The sequence below is a fragment of the Flavobacterium sp. 38 genome (assembly GCF_057799715.1).
The window spans coordinates 123,495-140,094 of sequence record NZ_JBYNWZ010000004.1; the positions used below are offsets into that span (position 1 = coordinate 123,495).

General features: G+C 29.7%; 16 protein-coding genes. All 16 read left to right on the forward strand.

Translation table 11 applies throughout. From position 1 onward, the window contains the following. The first annotated feature begins 4 nt into the window (after positions 1-4). The 16 genes from AC3E9W_RS11850 to AC3E9W_RS11925 all read left to right on the forward strand — a co-directional run bounded on the left by AC3E9W_RS11850 (position 5) and on the right by AC3E9W_RS11925 (position 16,596). Positions 5-1,447 (forward strand): lipopolysaccharide biosynthesis protein, encoded by a 1,443-nt coding sequence (locus AC3E9W_RS11850; protein WP_488768487.1) that lies wholly within the window; start codon positions 5-7, stop codon positions 1,445-1,447. Continuing rightward, entirely contained in the window at positions 1,444-2,520 is a 1,077-nt protein-coding gene (locus tag AC3E9W_RS11855) for a DegT/DnrJ/EryC1/StrS family aminotransferase (protein WP_488768488.1), read from the forward strand. Before AC3E9W_RS11850 ends, AC3E9W_RS11855 begins: the two co-directional genes overlap by 4 nt. Then, entirely contained in the window at positions 2,514-3,152 is a 639-nt protein-coding gene (locus tag AC3E9W_RS11860; RefSeq protein WP_488768489.1) for an acetyltransferase, read from the forward strand. The genes AC3E9W_RS11855 and AC3E9W_RS11860 overlap by 7 nt, the downstream gene beginning before the upstream one ends. Positions 3,153-3,154: 2 nt before the next feature. Beyond that, complete coding sequence (locus AC3E9W_RS11865) at positions 3,155-3,982, forward strand: glycosyltransferase family 2 protein (RefSeq protein ID WP_488768490.1); 828 nt, start codon at positions 3,155-3,157, stop codon at positions 3,980-3,982. Between the two features lie 248 nt (positions 3,983-4,230). Further along, positions 4,231-5,235, forward strand: coding sequence for a hypothetical protein (locus tag AC3E9W_RS11870; protein ID WP_488768491.1), 1,005 nt, complete (start codon positions 4,231-4,233; stop codon positions 5,233-5,235). A 76-nt stretch (positions 5,236-5,311) separates the two neighbouring features. Beyond that, positions 5,312-7,252 carry an asparagine synthase (glutamine-hydrolyzing) gene (gene asnB / locus AC3E9W_RS11875; protein ID WP_488768492.1) on the forward strand — a complete coding sequence of 647 codons (1,941 nt, stop codon included), beginning with the start codon at positions 5,312-5,314 and terminating at the stop codon, positions 7,250-7,252. After that, on the forward strand, positions 7,249-8,358 hold the full coding sequence (locus AC3E9W_RS11880) for a glycosyltransferase (RefSeq protein ID WP_488768493.1): 1,110 nt from the start codon (positions 7,249-7,251) through the stop codon (positions 8,356-8,358). The genes asnB and AC3E9W_RS11880 overlap by 4 nt, the downstream gene beginning before the upstream one ends. 54 nt (positions 8,359-8,412) lie before the next feature. Then, positions 8,413-9,282 (forward strand): glycosyltransferase family 2 protein, encoded by an 870-nt coding sequence (locus AC3E9W_RS11885; RefSeq protein WP_488768494.1) that lies wholly within the window; start codon positions 8,413-8,415, stop codon positions 9,280-9,282. 10 nt (positions 9,283-9,292) lie between these two features. Beyond that, on the forward strand, positions 9,293-10,327 hold the full coding sequence (locus AC3E9W_RS11890; RefSeq protein WP_488768495.1) for a polysaccharide biosynthesis protein: 1,035 nt from the start codon (positions 9,293-9,295) through the stop codon (positions 10,325-10,327). A 7-nt stretch (positions 10,328-10,334) separates the two neighbouring features. After that, positions 10,335-10,751 (forward strand): WxcM-like domain-containing protein, encoded by a 417-nt coding sequence (locus tag AC3E9W_RS11895; RefSeq protein ID WP_488768496.1) that lies wholly within the window; start codon positions 10,335-10,337, stop codon positions 10,749-10,751. 8 nt (positions 10,752-10,759) lie between these two features. Beyond that, positions 10,760-11,878, forward strand: a complete 1,119-nt coding sequence (locus AC3E9W_RS11900; protein ID WP_488768497.1) for a polysaccharide biosynthesis C-terminal domain-containing protein — start codon at positions 10,760-10,762, stop codon at positions 11,876-11,878. Positions 11,879-11,902: 24 nt separating this feature from the next. Beyond that, complete coding sequence (wecB, locus tag AC3E9W_RS11905) at positions 11,903-13,045, forward strand: non-hydrolyzing UDP-N-acetylglucosamine 2-epimerase (RefSeq protein ID WP_488768498.1); 1,143 nt, start codon at positions 11,903-11,905, stop codon at positions 13,043-13,045. A gap of 2 nt (positions 13,046-13,047) precedes the next feature. Next, positions 13,048-14,250, forward strand: a complete 1,203-nt coding sequence (locus tag AC3E9W_RS11910; RefSeq protein ID WP_488768499.1) for a glycosyltransferase family 4 protein — start codon at positions 13,048-13,050, stop codon at positions 14,248-14,250. Continuing rightward, on the forward strand, positions 14,243-14,848 hold the full coding sequence (locus AC3E9W_RS11915; RefSeq protein WP_488768500.1) for a sugar transferase: 606 nt from the start codon (positions 14,243-14,245) through the stop codon (positions 14,846-14,848). Before AC3E9W_RS11910 ends, AC3E9W_RS11915 begins: the two co-directional genes overlap by 8 nt. After that, positions 14,835-15,455: an acetyltransferase gene (locus AC3E9W_RS11920; protein WP_488768501.1), complete on the forward strand. Its 621-nt coding sequence runs from the start codon at positions 14,835-14,837 to the stop codon at positions 15,453-15,455. Before AC3E9W_RS11915 ends, AC3E9W_RS11920 begins: the two co-directional genes overlap by 14 nt. Further along, complete coding sequence (locus AC3E9W_RS11925) at positions 15,448-16,596, forward strand: DegT/DnrJ/EryC1/StrS family aminotransferase (protein WP_488768502.1); 1,149 nt, start codon at positions 15,448-15,450, stop codon at positions 16,594-16,596. Before AC3E9W_RS11920 ends, AC3E9W_RS11925 begins: the two co-directional genes overlap by 8 nt. Positions 16,597-16,600: the final 4 nt, after the last annotated feature.

Here is a 16,600-nt window from a genome sequence, read left to right on the forward strand (position 1 = left end):
AAACTTGGATTTAAAAAAACAATCGATCAACGGTGTAGCATGGACTTTCATAGATATCTTAATTAACAGAGGAGCCTATTTTATAGCTACTATTATTCTTGCAGGTATTCTTGGTCCTAAAGAATTTGGTTTACTAGGAATGATAATGCTATTTGTAGCTATAGGAAATACTCTTATTGATAGTGGGATGTCCACTTCATTGTTGCGTTCAAATAATGTTTCTGATATTGATTACTCAACAGTTTTTATTACTAATATCTTGATGAGTTTATTGGTGTACTTTATTTTATTTTTTGCTGCTCCATTTATAGCTACTTTTTATTCACAAGATATTTTAAGTGATATTATACGATGGTATTGTTTAGGATTTATAATTAATAGTTTCAGAAGTATACATAATGTGAAATTGATGAAAGAGATGAATTTTAAGAAATTGACTCTTCTTGGTCTACCAGGTAACATTACAAGTGTACTAATAGCTGTTTGGATGGGATATGCAGGATATGGCATTTGGAGTTTAGTAGCCTTATTTTTAATTAATCAACTTATTTCAACTATTACCTTTTGGATTTTTATAAAATGGAAACCTATATTTGAATTTGATTATTCTAACTATAAAAGTCATTTCAAATTTGGATATAAATTAGTTCTTTCTGCACAATTAAATACGATATTTGAGAATATTTATAATATAATTATTGGAAAATTTTATAATGTACAAACCTTAGGTTTTTATGAACGGGCCTATACATTCAATAATTATCCTATTTCTATTTTATCTGGTATCATTTTAAAAGTTTCTCTACCTTCTTTAACTTTAATAAAAGATGATAAAGTAAGGCTACAAAGTGCATATAAGATTATAATGCAAGTTGCATTTTTAATATCAGCATTTGCTTTAGCTTTTGGAGCAATTATGGCACACGAATTTATAAGTTTAGTCCTTGGTGAAAAATGGCTACCTATTGTACCGTTGTTTCAAGTTTTAAGCCTTTGCTTTGTTTTTTATCCTATTCATTCGTTAAATATAAATGTTCTTAATGTTTTTGGAAGAAGCGATTTGTTTTTAAAATTGGAACTCATAAAAAAGGTAATGCTTCTCTTTATAGTGGGGATTTGCTTTAATTTTGGAGTTATGGGGTTAGTTTGGAGTAGTGCAATTAATTCTATTTTGGCATTACTTATAAATGCGCATTATAGCGGGAAATTTTTAAATTATTCTACCGATAAACAGTTGCTTGATCTTCTGCCAACAATGGGAATTGTTGTATTGTCAATGAGTACAATTTATATCTTTCAAATATTAGCTAGTCCACAAAATTTAATTTTAAAGATTTTACTTTCATTTATAGTGAGCTTTGCAGTTTTTATTTTTTTAAGTGAGAAGATTAAATTGGCGCCCTATATCTATATTAAACAACTTATCTTAGTACAATTAAACAAATGATAAACGTAACAAAAACCTTTTTTCCTCCTCAGGAAGAGTATCATAATCAATTGAAAAGAATTTGGAAGAATGAATGGTTAACAAACAGGGGAGAATTATTACAAGAGCTAGAAGAAAAGGTTAAGGAATATCTCGGCGTTTCTAATATAATTATTATGAATAACGGTACAATACCGTTACAAATAGCTTTGAAGATTCTTGGTAGAAAAGGAGAAATAATTACAACTCCTTTTAGTTACGTAGCCACTTCTGCGGCTATTGTCTGGGAAAACTGTACTCCAGTATTTGTAGATATTAATCCAGAATATTTAACTATAGATGAAGATAAAATTGAGGCATCTATAACATCAAAAACAACTGCAATTTTAGCAACTCACGTGTTTGGCAATCCATGTAATGTAGAACGTATAAAAGGCATTGCTGAAAAGTATGACCTTAAAGTAATTTATGATGCTGCACATTGCTTTGGGGTTACCTATAACGGACAAACATTATTTGAGTTTGGAGATATTAGTTCTTGTAGCTTCCATGCAACGAAGTTATTTCACACTGGTGAAGGGGGAGCTTTGTTTTGTAAAGATGAAAATTTGAGAAAAAAAATGTTTTATAGCCACAATTTTGGTCACAATGGGGCATTAGATTTTCATGGCTTAGGAATAAATGGAAAAATATCAGAATTACAAGCAGCTATGGGATTATCGGTTCTGCCATATATGGATGGGATTATTGAAAGTAGAAGAAAGATAGTGGAGTTTTACAATCATAATTTAGATTTTTCTAAGTTACGAGGAATGAAATTGAGAGAAAATATAACTTGGAATTATAGCTATTTCCCTGTAATTTTTGAATCAGAAGAAATTTTGATCAAAGTTCAAAAAGCTCTAAATGAACAAGAAATATTTCCAAGAAGATATTTTTATCCTTCTTTAAACACTATAGAATATACAAAAGGGTCTAGTATGCCTGAATCAGAAAGCATAGCATCAAGAGTATTATGCTTGCCTTTGGCATACGGAATGAAAGAAAATGATTTGAATAAAATTTGCACAATCATTAATGCTAATTTATGTTAATAATTGGAGCAAAAGGCTTTGCTAAAGAAGTTTTGGAGGTAATTCATGAAAATGATTTAAAAAACACAGCATTTTATGACGACATAAATGATGAGGTGAAAGGTTTTTTATTTGATAAATTTTTAATAATAAAGAATGAAAATGATGCAAGGTGTTTTTTTGAAAGCAAATCTAAAAAATTCACAATAGGTATTGGGAATCCTTTGTTACGACATAAATTACTTCAAAAATTTATAGCATTAGGAGGAGAATATACTAGTACGATAAGCTCTGATGCTAAGATAGGAAGTTATGATATAAATATAGGAGAAGGAACAAATATATTGGCTAATGTTATTATCTCTAATTCAGTTAAAATTGGAATTGGCTGTATTTTATACTATAATGTAATAATAACACATGATTGTAAGGTGGGCAATTTTGTTGAAATCTCTCCTAGTGCCATTTTACTAGGAAGAGTAGAGGTTGGTGATTTTTCACATATTGGTTCTGGTGCTATTATATTGCCAGATATAAGAATTGGTAAAAATGTAATAGTGGGTGCAGGCGCAGTTGTAAATAAAAATGTTCCAGATAATTGTGTTGTAGCTGGAGTTCCTGCAAAAATCTTAAGAAGTAATATAAAATTTTAAAAATGGAACAGGTTGTAGTTTCTGTAGTAATGATTACATATGGTCATGAAAAATATATCGAAGAAGCAATAAACGGCGTTTTAATTCAAGAATGTAATTTTCCAATAGAACTAATACTTGCAAATGACTGTTCACCTGATAAAACGGATGAATTAGTTAAAAATATAATTAAAAATCATCCCAAAGGAAATATAATAAAGTATGTAAGGCATAATAATAATATTGGGATGATGCCTAATTTTATCTTTGCGTTGAATATGGCAAAAGGTAAATATACTGCATTGTGTGAAGGAGATGACTATTGGACGGACGCTTTAAAATTACAGAAACAGGTAGATTTTATGGAAGCAAATTTGAATTTCTCAATGTGTTTCCATTCTGTTGAAATTACCATGGCAAGAGAAGGCGATTATTATTGTTATGACGTACCAAGTAGTAATGTTTTACTGCTTGGTGACATTATAAAAAAACATTACATCGCCACTTGTAGTTTATTATTTCGTAATGGTTATTTTAAGGATGGTCTTCCAGAGTGGTTATCAAATTCAATATCTGGGGATTTGCCATTAGAGATTTTGTTAGCATCTCATGGCAAAACTAAATATTTGGATGAAAAAATGGCTTGCTATCGAAGAAATGAAGGAGGTATAACTCAATCAGCAGAACAAATTGCAAAAATGCGTTCAGGTTATATATATATGTATTCTAGACTAGCGGAAGAAATTATGCTTCCTCATTCTTTATACCTTAATTATTTAGTTTTGCGTCTTAAATTAGGTTATTTAAAAAAATATTTAAAAAATGCACAATCTTTTTTAATTAGAGCATGAAAAAAAGGTTTTATGTTTTTTTGAAATTATTGTTTGTATTTGCAATATTGTTTGATATAAATTTTAAATTTCTTCCTAGTTTAACAACTTCGAGAATAGCTTTCTTTTGTATTGTTATTCTTTCTTTTTTTAGAAAAGACAAGCTGTCAATTTATTGCATTTATTATTTATTGATTCTTTTCAGTATTTTTCTCTTTTCTCTTTTGCAATTTTTTTATTCAGGAGATTTCACACAATCATCAAGAATTATGTGGTTTACCTTATATGCGGTTATCGCCTCATTTTTATTTAAAGATTATATAAAAAGCTATAATGAGTTTTTTTGTTTGATTGGTGCGGCTGTTTTGATACAAGCTATATTGACAATATTTTCTTTTCTCATGCCAGCCGTAAAAAGTGTCTTTAATAATCTTATTCTTTCGTCATCTAACTTTGATGAGACTAATGTTCTTCGAGCTATGGGATTTGCTTCTGTTGGAGGAGCAAGTTTTTCTGTGATTCAAAGTACAGGAGTCATTTCATTGGTGAGTTTGCTTAAGTTTAATAAATTGAATTTTATTAAAAGGTTTTTAATTTGGATTTCTATATTAATTATATTAATCTCAATATTTTTTATAGGTAGAACAGGTATGCTTATTTCTTTTATTGCAATTTTGGTTTATGTCCTTTCGTTAAAGGTGAAATTAAGGAATGTTGTAGTTATTTTGATGCTTATATTTTTAGCATTCCAAATTAATTACACTAGTCTGATTGAAAATTTAACATCCGGAGTTGAAGGGTTCAGATCCGACATATTTATTGATTGGATTGAGAGTTCCTTTAAAGTGAAAGATAACGAAACGACAGATGCTTTAAACGAAATGCCTGTTCCCCCTCTCTCTTTTGAAACTATTATCGGAACGGGAAGGGTTAGAGACATAACTGGTCGTGAAAATGCATCAGGTCATGATTCGGGTTATGTGCAAACTTATTATTCTTTAGGTTTGCTACTATCAATTTTGTTCTATATTTCTTTCTTAATCTTTACTATATATTTAATTTACCGTAATAAATTTCAAAAGTATTATGATTCTAGAAAACAAAAAATTTTGTATTTATTAGTTATTATTGTTTTTATTATCGAAATAAAAGAACCTTTTATATTTCATTATAGCTTTCCTTTCTTCGTTTTGAGTTGTATTTTGAATATTAATAAAGGATATTTAGATAATAATTTAAAATTAATAAAACCAAAAGTTGCTTTTGTAAATTAACTTTAGGACTAAGAGATAAATAAAAGGATTAAAGAATTAGAATTGAAAATCATTTTTTAAAATACTTAATAAATTTATGTGTGGAATTTTCGGGTTTGTAGGGAAAAAATATAATAATAGTAAGGAAGATTTAATAGTCATGAAAAATGTATTAAATCATAGAGGGCCTGATCATTTTGATTTTTATTCTTCGGATATTAATTCTCAATATTCTCTAAATTTTGGTCATGTAAGATTATCAATAATCGATGTTTCAAGTGCCGGAGATCAACCAATGCATAGTCAAAGTAGACGTTACACTATAATATATAATGGTGAGATATATAATTTTTTAGAAATTAAGAGAGAAATTGAAAGCCTTGTTCCAGACATAATTTGGAAGGGAACTTCAGATACAGAAGTTCTTTTGGCTGGATTTGAAGTTTTTGGCTTGCAAAAATGTGTTGAGAAATTAGTAGGAATGTTTGCTATTGCTTTATGGGATAATAAGCTTCAAAAGCTTTTTTTAATTCGAGACCGAATAGGAGAAAAGCCTTTGTATTATGGTTTTCAAGGAGAACAATTTATTTTTGCTTCTGAACTAAAGGCATTTGAAGTGCATTCAAATTTTGAAAAAAAACTAAATGTAGATGCTGCAATAGGTTTTTTGATTAGAAGTTATGTCCCTAAAAATTTTTCAATATATAATAATATTTATAAAGTTGTTCCTGGTACAATTTTAGAGTTTGATCTTTTGAATATTATCAACAAAAACTTACCAGAGCCTATCATATATTGGTCACTTGTAGATAAAATTGTAGAGTCTGAAGGTAATAAATATAAAGGTACTTACGAAGAGGCAAAAGTTTTATTAGAAAATTTATTAATACAAGCAGTAAAAGATCAATCGATATCTGATGTGCCTTTAGGAGCATTTTTATCAGGTGGCGTTGATTCATCTTTAGTTTGTTCAATATTAAAGGAATATGTAAAAAGTGATTTGCATACATATACAATTGCAATGCCTGAGCCAGGACAAAATGAATCGGTACATGCAAAAAAAGTCGCAGATTGTCTCAAAACGATTCATTTATCAAAAGAATTGGATACGAATGAAATTATTAGCCGAATTGATGAAATTATAGATTTTTGGGATGAACCTTTCGCAGATAGTTCTCAAATCCCTACTTTTTTTGTTTCAGAATTAGCAAAAAAACAAGTAACAGTTGCGTTGAGCGGTGATGGAGCTGACGAATTTTTGTATGGATATATTGATCACCAAATCTACCAGAAATACAAAAAAACTGCAATTATCTCATATCTAAAAATAGATAAAATATCTTTAAATATTCTTAGTTTTTTAGGGCTTGGAGCATCAAATGTTTTTAGAAAAGTTGAGACATTATCTTATATTTCAGGATTATTTAGAAAGTTTAAAAATCTTGGAGATGTGCATTTAAATTGGCACAATAAGTTTTGGAATAGTAGTTTGCCTCTAAACAATGAAATATTAAAAGACTCAAATATTCTTAAAGAAAAAAACGCATATTCATTTGAAAATGTCGGTCATTTTGATGCCTTAAGTTATTTGCCAAATGATATTCTCGTAAAAGTAGATAGGGCGGCGATGGCTGTTAGTTTAGAGACCAGAGCTCCCTTTTTAGATCATAGAGTATTGGAGTTCTTGATCACATTACCTCAAAAATTTTTATATGAAAATCATACTACCAAGCGTATTGCTAGAGATATTTTGTATAAATACGTGCCAAAAGAAATTATTGAAAGACCTAAACAAGGTTTTTCTGTGCCTATGTCATATTGGCTGAGAAATGATCTTAAATCTTGGGCTGAAAAAATTATTGAATTAATTCCTGAACAGTCAGAATTTTGGGATAAAAAAATCGTAAATAAAATTTGGTTTGAACATCAGACAGGTTATAGAGATCATCCGGAAAAGATTTGGAACATAATTGTTTTAGAATCTTTTTTTAGAAGAAAAAAATTATTGCATTACAATAAAACTGATATTAAATCGTGAAAATACTACTGATAGTTAATAATGTATTTTATCAAAAGAATGATGGGTTGTATACTTTTCGGGCTATTGGTGAATTTGCTAATGAGTTAATAGAAAATGGCAATAAAGTTGAAATGTTTCAGACTAAAATTGTAAACAATGACAAGTTCCATGATTTCAATCTTACCGGTACATTTATAAAAGTTTCTGCTTATAAAAGATTTTCGAGTAAAGTCATAACGTATTTGTATGTTTACTTTATAGGTATTTATAAAGTACTACGAAGTGATTTTATATATATATATTATCCGACCAATTATCATTTTCTAGCCTTATTTTCCATCCTATTTAGAAAAAAATATGGGCTAAATGTACGTGGTCAAATGGGTATTACCAGTAAACTTTCTAAATTTTTGTATAAACATTCCTATACAGTTTTTACTGTTTCTCCTGAATTTACAAAAATTGTAAATGATACAGGCGGGAAAGGAATTACTCAAAAACCAGGAATATCATTTGATTCTGATGATATTGTGTATAATCGAAATTACAGTAAAAAGAATATCTATAAATTGTTATATCTTGGAAGATTAGATAAGCAAAAAGGTTTAATTGAGCTTTTAGAAGCAATAAAACAACTAAGAGAAAGTGGTGTCAATAATTTTATTTTTGATATAGTGGGAGATGGACCCGATGAGGATGAAATTAAAAATTTTTATACGACTTTGAATCTTGGTGAATCTGTTATTTTTCATGATGGCATTACAGATTTAGATCAGCTTAAAAAATTTTATTTAAAAGCAGATTTGTTTGTTTTACCAACATACCATGAAGGTTTTCCAAGAACTCTATATGAATCAATGATTTTTGGAGTTCCAATTATTACAACCTTCGTTGGAGGTATTCCTAGTATAATGATTGATAATAATAATTGTATTGAGATCAAGCCTAAATCTGTCGAGAGTATCAAAAAAGCAATTGAGAAAATCTTACTTAACTATGAAGAAATAGGAAGATTGGCAAAAAATGCAACTGAGACTGTAAAAAGTATAGTTGATAAAAACAGGCCATCTCATGCTGCCGAGTTGAATTCTGTTATAAATAATACTAACAAGAAAATTTCTTAATTGACTTCATGGTGTTGTAATAGAATTAAGTTAATTAAGTAATTAAAATAACATATGTTGAAAGATTCGATAGGTGCGAGCATAATTATTCCATTTTATAAAGAAGTTGATTGGCTATTAGATGCTGTTGAAAGTGTTTACAATCAGACTTATAAAAATTTTGAAGTAATTATTGTAAATGATGGATCTCCTGAAGACATTTCTTTGGTTAGTATAAAATATCCATTAGTTAATATTATTACTATTCAAAATTCGGGACCTGGAAAAGCAAGAAATGAAGCTATCAAGGAAGCAAAGGGAGAATTTATTGCTTTTTTAGATGCAGATGATTTATGGAATACCAATAAATTAGAACTTCAACTAGAATTTATGAAGAGTCAGGACGTTTATTGGTCTCACTCCAATTATGAACGTTTTTGGAGTAATAGTTCTAAATCAGAAATAATATATTGTGGTTCTATGCAAGGAAATATAATACCTAAAATGTTTATAACTTGTCCTATTGCCACTCCCTGTATTGTAATAAAGAGATCAATCCTAATAAATGATACTTCACTTCGATTCTCTGAAGAAAAAAGAGTTGGAGAAGATTCTTATTTTTGGTTTAAGTTAGCAGAAAAATATCCTTTAGGTTTTATTGATGTTACATTAAGTAAAGTTCGAATGCGGGGTGCAAATGCCGCATTTCAAGCTTATTTGCAATTAAAAGCAAGAGCAGATAGTTGGATTTTTATAAAAAAAATGAGATTAGAAAACAAATCAGTTAATTATAATTTCATTGTTGCAGGTTATTTATTATGTAAGATTGGTTTTGATTTTGTGAGTTTTTTTGATCTTAAAGAAAAAACAAGAGAGTTACTTTCAAAGGCAGTTTATTTAGGTCCTTATGTTTACTTTAAAATTGTTTCGAAGTTTTATAATTAATTATATTGAAATGAAAATACAAAATAAAATTCTTCTAATAACTGGAGGAACTGGTTCTTTTGGACATGCCGTTTTAAATCGTTTTTTACATACGGATCATTTTAAAGAAATCAGGATTTTTTCTCGTGATGAGAAAAAACAAGATGATATGCGTAATCAGTTAAAAAATGACAAACTTAAGTTTTACATAGGCGACGTAAGAGATTATAATAGTGTTGAACGTGCAATGAGAGGTGTTGATTATGTATTTCATGCAGCAGCATTAAAACAAGTTCCATCATGTGAGTTTTTTCCTTTAGAAGCGACAAAGACTAATGTTTTTGGAACGCAAAATGTTATTGATGCCGCAAGTGTTAATAAGGTAAAAAAAGTTATTTGTTTGAGTACAGATAAAGCAGCATATCCAATAAATGCAATGGGAATATCAAAAGCTTTAATGGAAAAGGTAGCTGTAGCCGCTTCTAGAAATTTAACAGATACAACAGTTTGTCTTACAAGATATGGTAACGTTATGGCATCTAGAGGCTCTGTTATTCCTTTGTTTTTAAAGCAAATTAAGGAAAACAATCCAATCACCATAACAGATCCTAATATGACAAGATTCTTAATGTCATTGGATGAAGCTGTCGAATTAGTTTTATTTGCGTTTGAGAACGGTAATCCTGGTGACTTGTTTGTAAACAAAGCCCCAGCAGGAACTATTGGAGATTTAGCACAAGCCTTAAAAGAAATGTGTAATGCAAATAATGAAATTAAAATTATAGGAACTCGTCACGGCGAGAAATTATATGAAACATTATGCACTAGAGAAGAGATGGTGAAAGCAGAGGATATGGGAGAATTTTATCGTATTCCAGCGGATAACCGTGATTTGAATTATGCGCAATATTTTTCAGAAGGAGAGGAAGATATTTCATTAATTGAAGATTATCATTCTCACAATACAGAGCAACAAGGAATAGAAGGAATGAAAAAGCTTTTGTCAACACTTCCGCTTATTCGAAAAGAAGTTTTTGGGGAAGATGTAGCTCAAATGCCAGGCTAATTAATTTATGGATCCGAAATTAATTACAGGAAATTGTCATTCTGATCAACGAGGAATTTTATTATATAATAATGATTTTGACGCTTCAGCAATTAAAAGAATTTATGTTATAGAAAATGCTGATCTTGAATTTAAGCGTGGCTGGCAAGGTCATCAAATAGAACAAAGGTGGTTTTCTGCCGTTAGCGGAAAGTTTAAAATTCAATTGATTAAAATTGATGATTGGGAAAAACCATCAGTTAATTCAGAAGCTTACACGTATTTTATTGATTCTGAAAAATTGAATATATTACATGTGCCTAAGGGATATGTAAGTAGTATTCAGTCTTTAGAATTAAATTCTAAATTACTAGTTATGGCTGATTATTTATTAGGAAAGACTAAGGATGAATATAGATACAATATTGAATATTTTAAAATTTAAATGAGCTAATGTTAAGAGTAGGTATTACAGGTCAAGCAGGTTTTGTTGGAAAACATTTATATAATACGATCAGCTTATTTACAGACGAATTTGAGAGAATTGATTTTCGAAAAGAATACTTTGAAAATGAAGAAGCGTTAAATGATTTTGTATCACAATGTGATGTAATTGTACATTTAGCAGCAATGAATCGTCATAATGATCCTCAGGTTATTTATGATGTAAATGTGGGTTTAGTTCAAAAATTGATAAATTCTCTTAGGATAACTAATAGTAAAGCACATGTGCTTTTTTCTTCTTCGACTCAAGAAGAAAGAGATAATTTGTACGGGAAATCAAAAAGAACTGGTAGAGAATTAATGATCGATTGGTCAAATAATTCAGGAGGGAAATTTACAGGAATGATAATACCTAATGTATTTGGTCCTTTTGGTCATCCAAATTATAATTCTGTAATTGCTACTTTTTGTCATAAGTTAGCACATAATGAAATACCTACAATTGATGTTGATGGCGATTTAAAATTAATTTATGTAGGAGAATTAATAGATTGTATTCTGTCAGAAATTAGAAGTAAAAAAGGAAAATCTGAAGTTTTGATACCACATACTTCAGAATCTAAAGTTTCACAAATTTTACGTTTGTTAGAAATTTACAAAACAGAATATCAAGATAAAGGCATAATACCACACATAAGTAACACTTTTGAACTGAATTTGTTTAATACATTTCGTTGTTACATGGATATAAAAAATTATTTTCCTGTAAAATTTATCGAACATACTGACCCACGTGGTTCTTTTGTAGAAATAATTCGATTAGGAGTTGGAGGGCAAGTTTCTTTTTCGACTACTGTTCCAGGTATAACAAGGGGAAATCACTATCATACAAGAAAAATTGAGCGTTTTGCAGTTATTAAAGGAAAAGCTTTAATTCAACTTCGTCGTATCGGTACTGATGAGGTTCTGGATTTTATTCTTGACGGAAATGAGCCAGCATATGTCGATATGCCAATTTGGTATACCCATAATATAAAAAATATCGGCGAGGAAGTATTGTATACTAATTTTTGGATAAATGAATTTTATGACCCAAATGATCCCGATACCTATTTTGAAAACGTTTAAAAATAATCAATTTCTTTATATATAATGAAATCACAATTAAAAGTAATGACTGTCGTTGGGACGAGGCCAGAAATTATTCGTCTCTCAAGAGTTATGGAAGCGCTAGATAATTCAGAAGCAATTGAACATGTAATTGTACATACTGGACAAAATTATGATTATGAGTTAAATCAAATTTTCTTTGATGATTTAGGAATTCGTAAGCCTGATTTTTTCTTAAATGCTGCTGGAACAACAGCAACAGAAACGGTAGGTCAAATTTTAATTAAAATAGATCCTTTATTAGAATCAGAAAAACCAGATGCTTTTTTAGTCTTAGGAGATACAAATAGTTGTTTGTGTGCAATACCAGCAAAAAAAAGACACATTCCGATTTTCCATATGGAGGCAGGAAATCGTTGTTTTGATCAACGTGTTCCCGAAGAAACAAATAGAAAAATTGTAGATCATACTTCTGATGTTAACCTAACTTATAGTGATATTGCAAGAGAATATTTGTTAAGAGAAGGTCTGCCTGCAGATAGAATCATTAAAACGGGCTCTCCAATGTTTGAAGTTTTAAACCATTACTTACCATCTATTGAATCTTCTGATGTATTACAAAGATTAGGATTAAAAGAAGGGAAATTTTTTGTTGTATCATCGCATAGAGAGGAAAATATTAATAGCGAAGCAAACTTTAAAGGTTTAATGGATAGCTTAAATCTTATTGCTGAAAAGTATAATTTCCCAATCATTGTTAGTACACATCCTCGTACACGTAATATGATTGAGAAGAAAAACATTCAAATGAATAAGAATGTGCAATTTTTAAAACCTCTTGGTTTTAATGATTATAATGCTCTGCAAATGAAATCCTTTGCGGTATTATCAGATTCAGGAACAATTTCAGAAGAATCTTCGGTATTAAATTTTAGAGCTCTTAATATTAGAGATGCACATGAAAGACCTGAGGCAATGGAAGAGACTTCAGTAATGATGGTAGGTTTAAATCCTGAAAGAATTTTACAAGGATTAGTGCAGCTTCAATACCAAAAAATAGGGAAGGAAAGAAATTTTAGACCAGTTGCAGATTATTCAATACCGAATGTTTCTGAGAAAATGGTTCGTATTATTTTAAGTTATACGGATTATGTGAAACGTGTGGTTTGGAGAGAACTAAATTAAGAATGAAAGTACTTTTTTTGACAATGGTTAAAATAAATTCTTTTAATGATAGAGGAATTTATAATGACCTTCTTCGTAAATTTTATAATGAAAGGCATGAAGTCTTTGCTGTTTGCCCAATCGAAAGAAAAGAAAAAAAGAAAACACACCTCAGGAAAGAAAAGGAAGGAACAATTTTAAATGTACAGACTTTTAATCTTCAACAAACTAATGTGATCGAAAAAGGAATTGGTATTTTAGCCATAGAATATCAATTTCTTTCTGCGATTAAAAAACATTTAAGAGATATAAAGTTTGATGTGATTATTTACTCTACACCACCAATTACTTTTTCAAAAGTTATAGATTATATAAAAAAGAGAGATAAAGCTTATTCCTATCTTTTACTTAAAGATATTTTTCCGCAAAATGCGATTGATATGGGATTGCTTAAGGAAAATGGAATTATGCATAACTTTTTTTTAAAGAAAGAAAAAAGGCTTTATGCTTTATCTGATATGATTGGATGTATGTCTGAGGCTAATATGAATTACGTTTTAAAGCATAATCCTGAAATTGATCCTGAAAAGGTGGAGATAAATCCAAACACAATTGAACCAATTATTTTAGTTCAAAGCAGTTTTGAGAAAAATGTTATCAGAGAGAAATATAATTTACCTCTCGATAAAAAAATATTTGTCTATGGTGGCAATTTAGGAAAGCCACAAGGAATTGATTTTTTATTAGAAACAATCCAGTCAAATTTAAATGAGCAAGTCTTTTTTTTAATAGTAGGTTCTGGAACTGAATATAAAAAAGTCAAAGAATGGTTTAAGTTAAAAAAACCTATAAATGCTTTATTATTGAATGGCTTGCCTAAAGCTGATTATGATTTATTGTTAAACGCTTGCGATGTAGGTATGATTTTTCTTCATAGAGATTTTACAATACCTAATTTTCCTTCAAGAATATTGTCTTATTTGGAGATGAAAAAACCAATAATAGCTGCGACAGATCAAAATACGGATATTGGTGAAATAATAGAAAGTAATAAATGTGGATTTTCCGTTATTTCAGGAGAAATATTAGATATGAATGAAGCTATAGAAAAGATGCTGAATGAAATTGGACGAACTGTTATGCAAGAAAATGCATGGAACTTGCTTCAAAACGAATTTACTGTAGATAAAACATATAACTTAATAGCAATAAAAATAAATGTATAGATGTTTTTTTAAACGTATTATTGATATCTCTTTGTCATTCATTATATTACTATTTTTTTTACCAGTTTTACTTATATTAATTATTTTTTTAGTTTTTGCTAATCAAGGTAAGCCATTTTTTATTCAAAAACGACCAGGTAAAGATGAAAAAATTTTTAAAATTTTAAAATTTAGAACTATGAATGAAAAAAAGGACATTCATGGGAATTTATTGCCTGATGCTGATCGATTAACTAAAATAGGGTTATTTGTGAGAAAAACATCTCTGGATGAACTTCCGCAATTAATAAATGTTTTAAAGGGAGATATGAGCCTGATCGGGCCTAGACCATTACTGCCAGAGTACTTACCATTGTATAATGAATTTCAAAAAAAGCGTCATTATGTGAGGCCAGGTATTACAGGATGGGCACAAATAAATGGAAGAAATACTATTAGTTGGGAAGACAAATTTAATCTGGATGTATATTATGTAGATAGAATCTCATTTATTTTAGATGTGAAAATAGTTTGGATGACTATCAATAAAGTGTTAAAAAGAGAAGGGATTAGTGCAGTAAACAATGTAACTATTGAACGTTTTAATGGAAATAAGTAGATATTTATACGGTGCGAGTGGTCATTGTAAAGTGATAATAGATATATTAAAAAGAGATCAAATAGAGATTTCCGCTATATTTGATGATAAGCCTTTGCAAGATTATTTAAATGGTATTCCAGTTTTACAAGCATCAAGAATGAATATTTCGTTAAATGATGAAATTATTATTTCAATAGGAAATAATAATATTCGAAAAAAGATCGCAAGTAAAATTAATGCATTATTTTTTACAGCAGTACATAATACAGCAATCATTTCGGAAAATTCTAAAATTGGTCAAGGATCAGTTATTATGGCTGGAGGGATTATTAATACTGATGTTCAAATAGGAAAACATTGTATTATTAATACTGGAGCAGTGATAGATCATGATTGTAAAATTGATGATTATTGCCATATTTCACCAAATGCTTCTCTAGCAGGAAATGTGAATGTTGGGGAAGGTGCTCATATTGGTATTGGTGCGTGCATTATGCAAGGAATAAAAATTGGAAAATGGACAACGATTGGTGCGGGAGCAGTTATAATAAGAGATGTTCCTGATTTTGCAACAGTTGTGGGTAATCCGGGAAAAATTATAAAATATAATACTAGAAATGAGTAATTCAAAAATATGGTTATCCTCGCCACATATGGGAGGAACAGAGCAAAAGTATGTACAGGAAGCTTTTGATACAAATTGGGTGGCGCCATTAGGGCCAAATGTTAATGGTTTTGAAAGAGATTTAGAAAAATATTTATATGGAGAGGTTCAAGTAGGAGCACTTAGTTCAGGAACTGCAGCTATTCATTTGGGATTAATTTTGCTAGGAGTTCAAGCTGGTGATGAAGTTATTTGTCAGAGCATGACTTTTTCAGCATCTGCAAATCCAATAATGTATTTAGGAGCAATTCCTATTTTTATCGATAGTGAGATTGAAACATGGAATATGTGTCCAATTGCATTAGAAGAAGCAATAACTGAGAGAATTGCAAAAGGTAAAAAGCCTAAAGCGATAATCGGGGTTCATCTTTATGGGATGCCATATAATATTATGGAGATTAATAAAATCGCTCATAAATATGAGATTCCAGTCCTTGAAGATAGTGCTGAAGCTTTAGGAAGTAGCTACAAAAATCAGAGGTGTGGAACATTTGGAGAAATAGGCGTGCTTTCTTTTAATGGAAATAAAATAATAACAACTTCTGGAGGAGGTGCAATTGTAACAAAAAATAAAGAAGCAAAAGATAAAGCAGTATTCCTTTCTACACAAGCTAGAGATAATGCACCGCACTATCAGCACAGCCATGTAGGATATAATTATAGAATGAGTAATATATGTGCAGGAATTGGAAGAGGGCAGATGGAAGTCTTGGATGATCATGTACAGTTGAGAAGAAAAATGCACGAATTTTACAATAATTATTTTGAATGTATTGATGGTGTAACTATTTTGACAGAGCCAAGCAGTGATTATTTTTCAAATCATTGGTTGTCAGCGATTATAATAGATCCGGTAAAGACTAAAGGTAAAACAAGGGAAGATTTGCGCTTAGCATTTGAAGCTGAAAATATAGAAAGCAGGCCATTATGGAAACCTATGCATTTACAGCCTATTTTCGAAAAGTATCCTTATTATGGTGATAAAATTGCTGAAACTTTATTTGAAAATGGTTTGTGTTTGCCTTCAGGATCTAATACAACAATAGAAGAAAAGGAAAGAATTAAAAATGTTTTGGATTCTTTTTTTGCAAAAAACAATTAGAATT

Coding starts and splice junctions, on each gene's coding strand:
- AC3E9W_RS11855 (WP_488768488.1), top strand. CDS start 1,444: ATGATAAACGTAACAAAAACCTTTTTTCCTCCTCAGGAAGAGTATCAT.
- AC3E9W_RS11860 (WP_488768489.1), top strand. CDS start 2,514: ATGTTAATAATTGGAGCAAAAGGCTTTGCTAAAGAAGTTTTGGAGGTA.
- AC3E9W_RS11865 (WP_488768490.1), top strand. CDS start 3,155: ATGGAACAGGTTGTAGTTTCTGTAGTAATGATTACATATGGTCATGAA.
- AC3E9W_RS11870 (WP_488768491.1), top strand. CDS start 4,231: ATGTGGTTTACCTTATATGCGGTTATCGCCTCATTTTTATTTAAAGAT.
- asnB (WP_488768492.1), top strand. CDS start 5,312: ATGTGTGGAATTTTCGGGTTTGTAGGGAAAAAATATAATAATAGTAAG.
- AC3E9W_RS11885 (WP_488768494.1), top strand. CDS start 8,413: ATGTTGAAAGATTCGATAGGTGCGAGCATAATTATTCCATTTTATAAA.
- AC3E9W_RS11890 (WP_488768495.1), top strand. CDS start 9,293: ATGAAAATACAAAATAAAATTCTTCTAATAACTGGAGGAACTGGTTCT.
- AC3E9W_RS11895 (WP_488768496.1), top strand. CDS start 10,335: ATGGATCCGAAATTAATTACAGGAAATTGTCATTCTGATCAACGAGGA.
- AC3E9W_RS11900 (WP_488768497.1), top strand. CDS start 10,760: ATGTTAAGAGTAGGTATTACAGGTCAAGCAGGTTTTGTTGGAAAACAT.
- wecB (WP_488768498.1), top strand. CDS start 11,903: ATGAAATCACAATTAAAAGTAATGACTGTCGTTGGGACGAGGCCAGAA.
- AC3E9W_RS11910 (WP_488768499.1), top strand. CDS start 13,048: ATGAAAGTACTTTTTTTGACAATGGTTAAAATAAATTCTTTTAATGAT.
- AC3E9W_RS11915 (WP_488768500.1), top strand. CDS start 14,243: ATGTATAGATGTTTTTTTAAACGTATTATTGATATCTCTTTGTCATTC.
- AC3E9W_RS11920 (WP_488768501.1), top strand. CDS start 14,835: ATGGAAATAAGTAGATATTTATACGGTGCGAGTGGTCATTGTAAAGTG.
- AC3E9W_RS11925 (WP_488768502.1), top strand. CDS start 15,448: ATGAGTAATTCAAAAATATGGTTATCCTCGCCACATATGGGAGGAACA.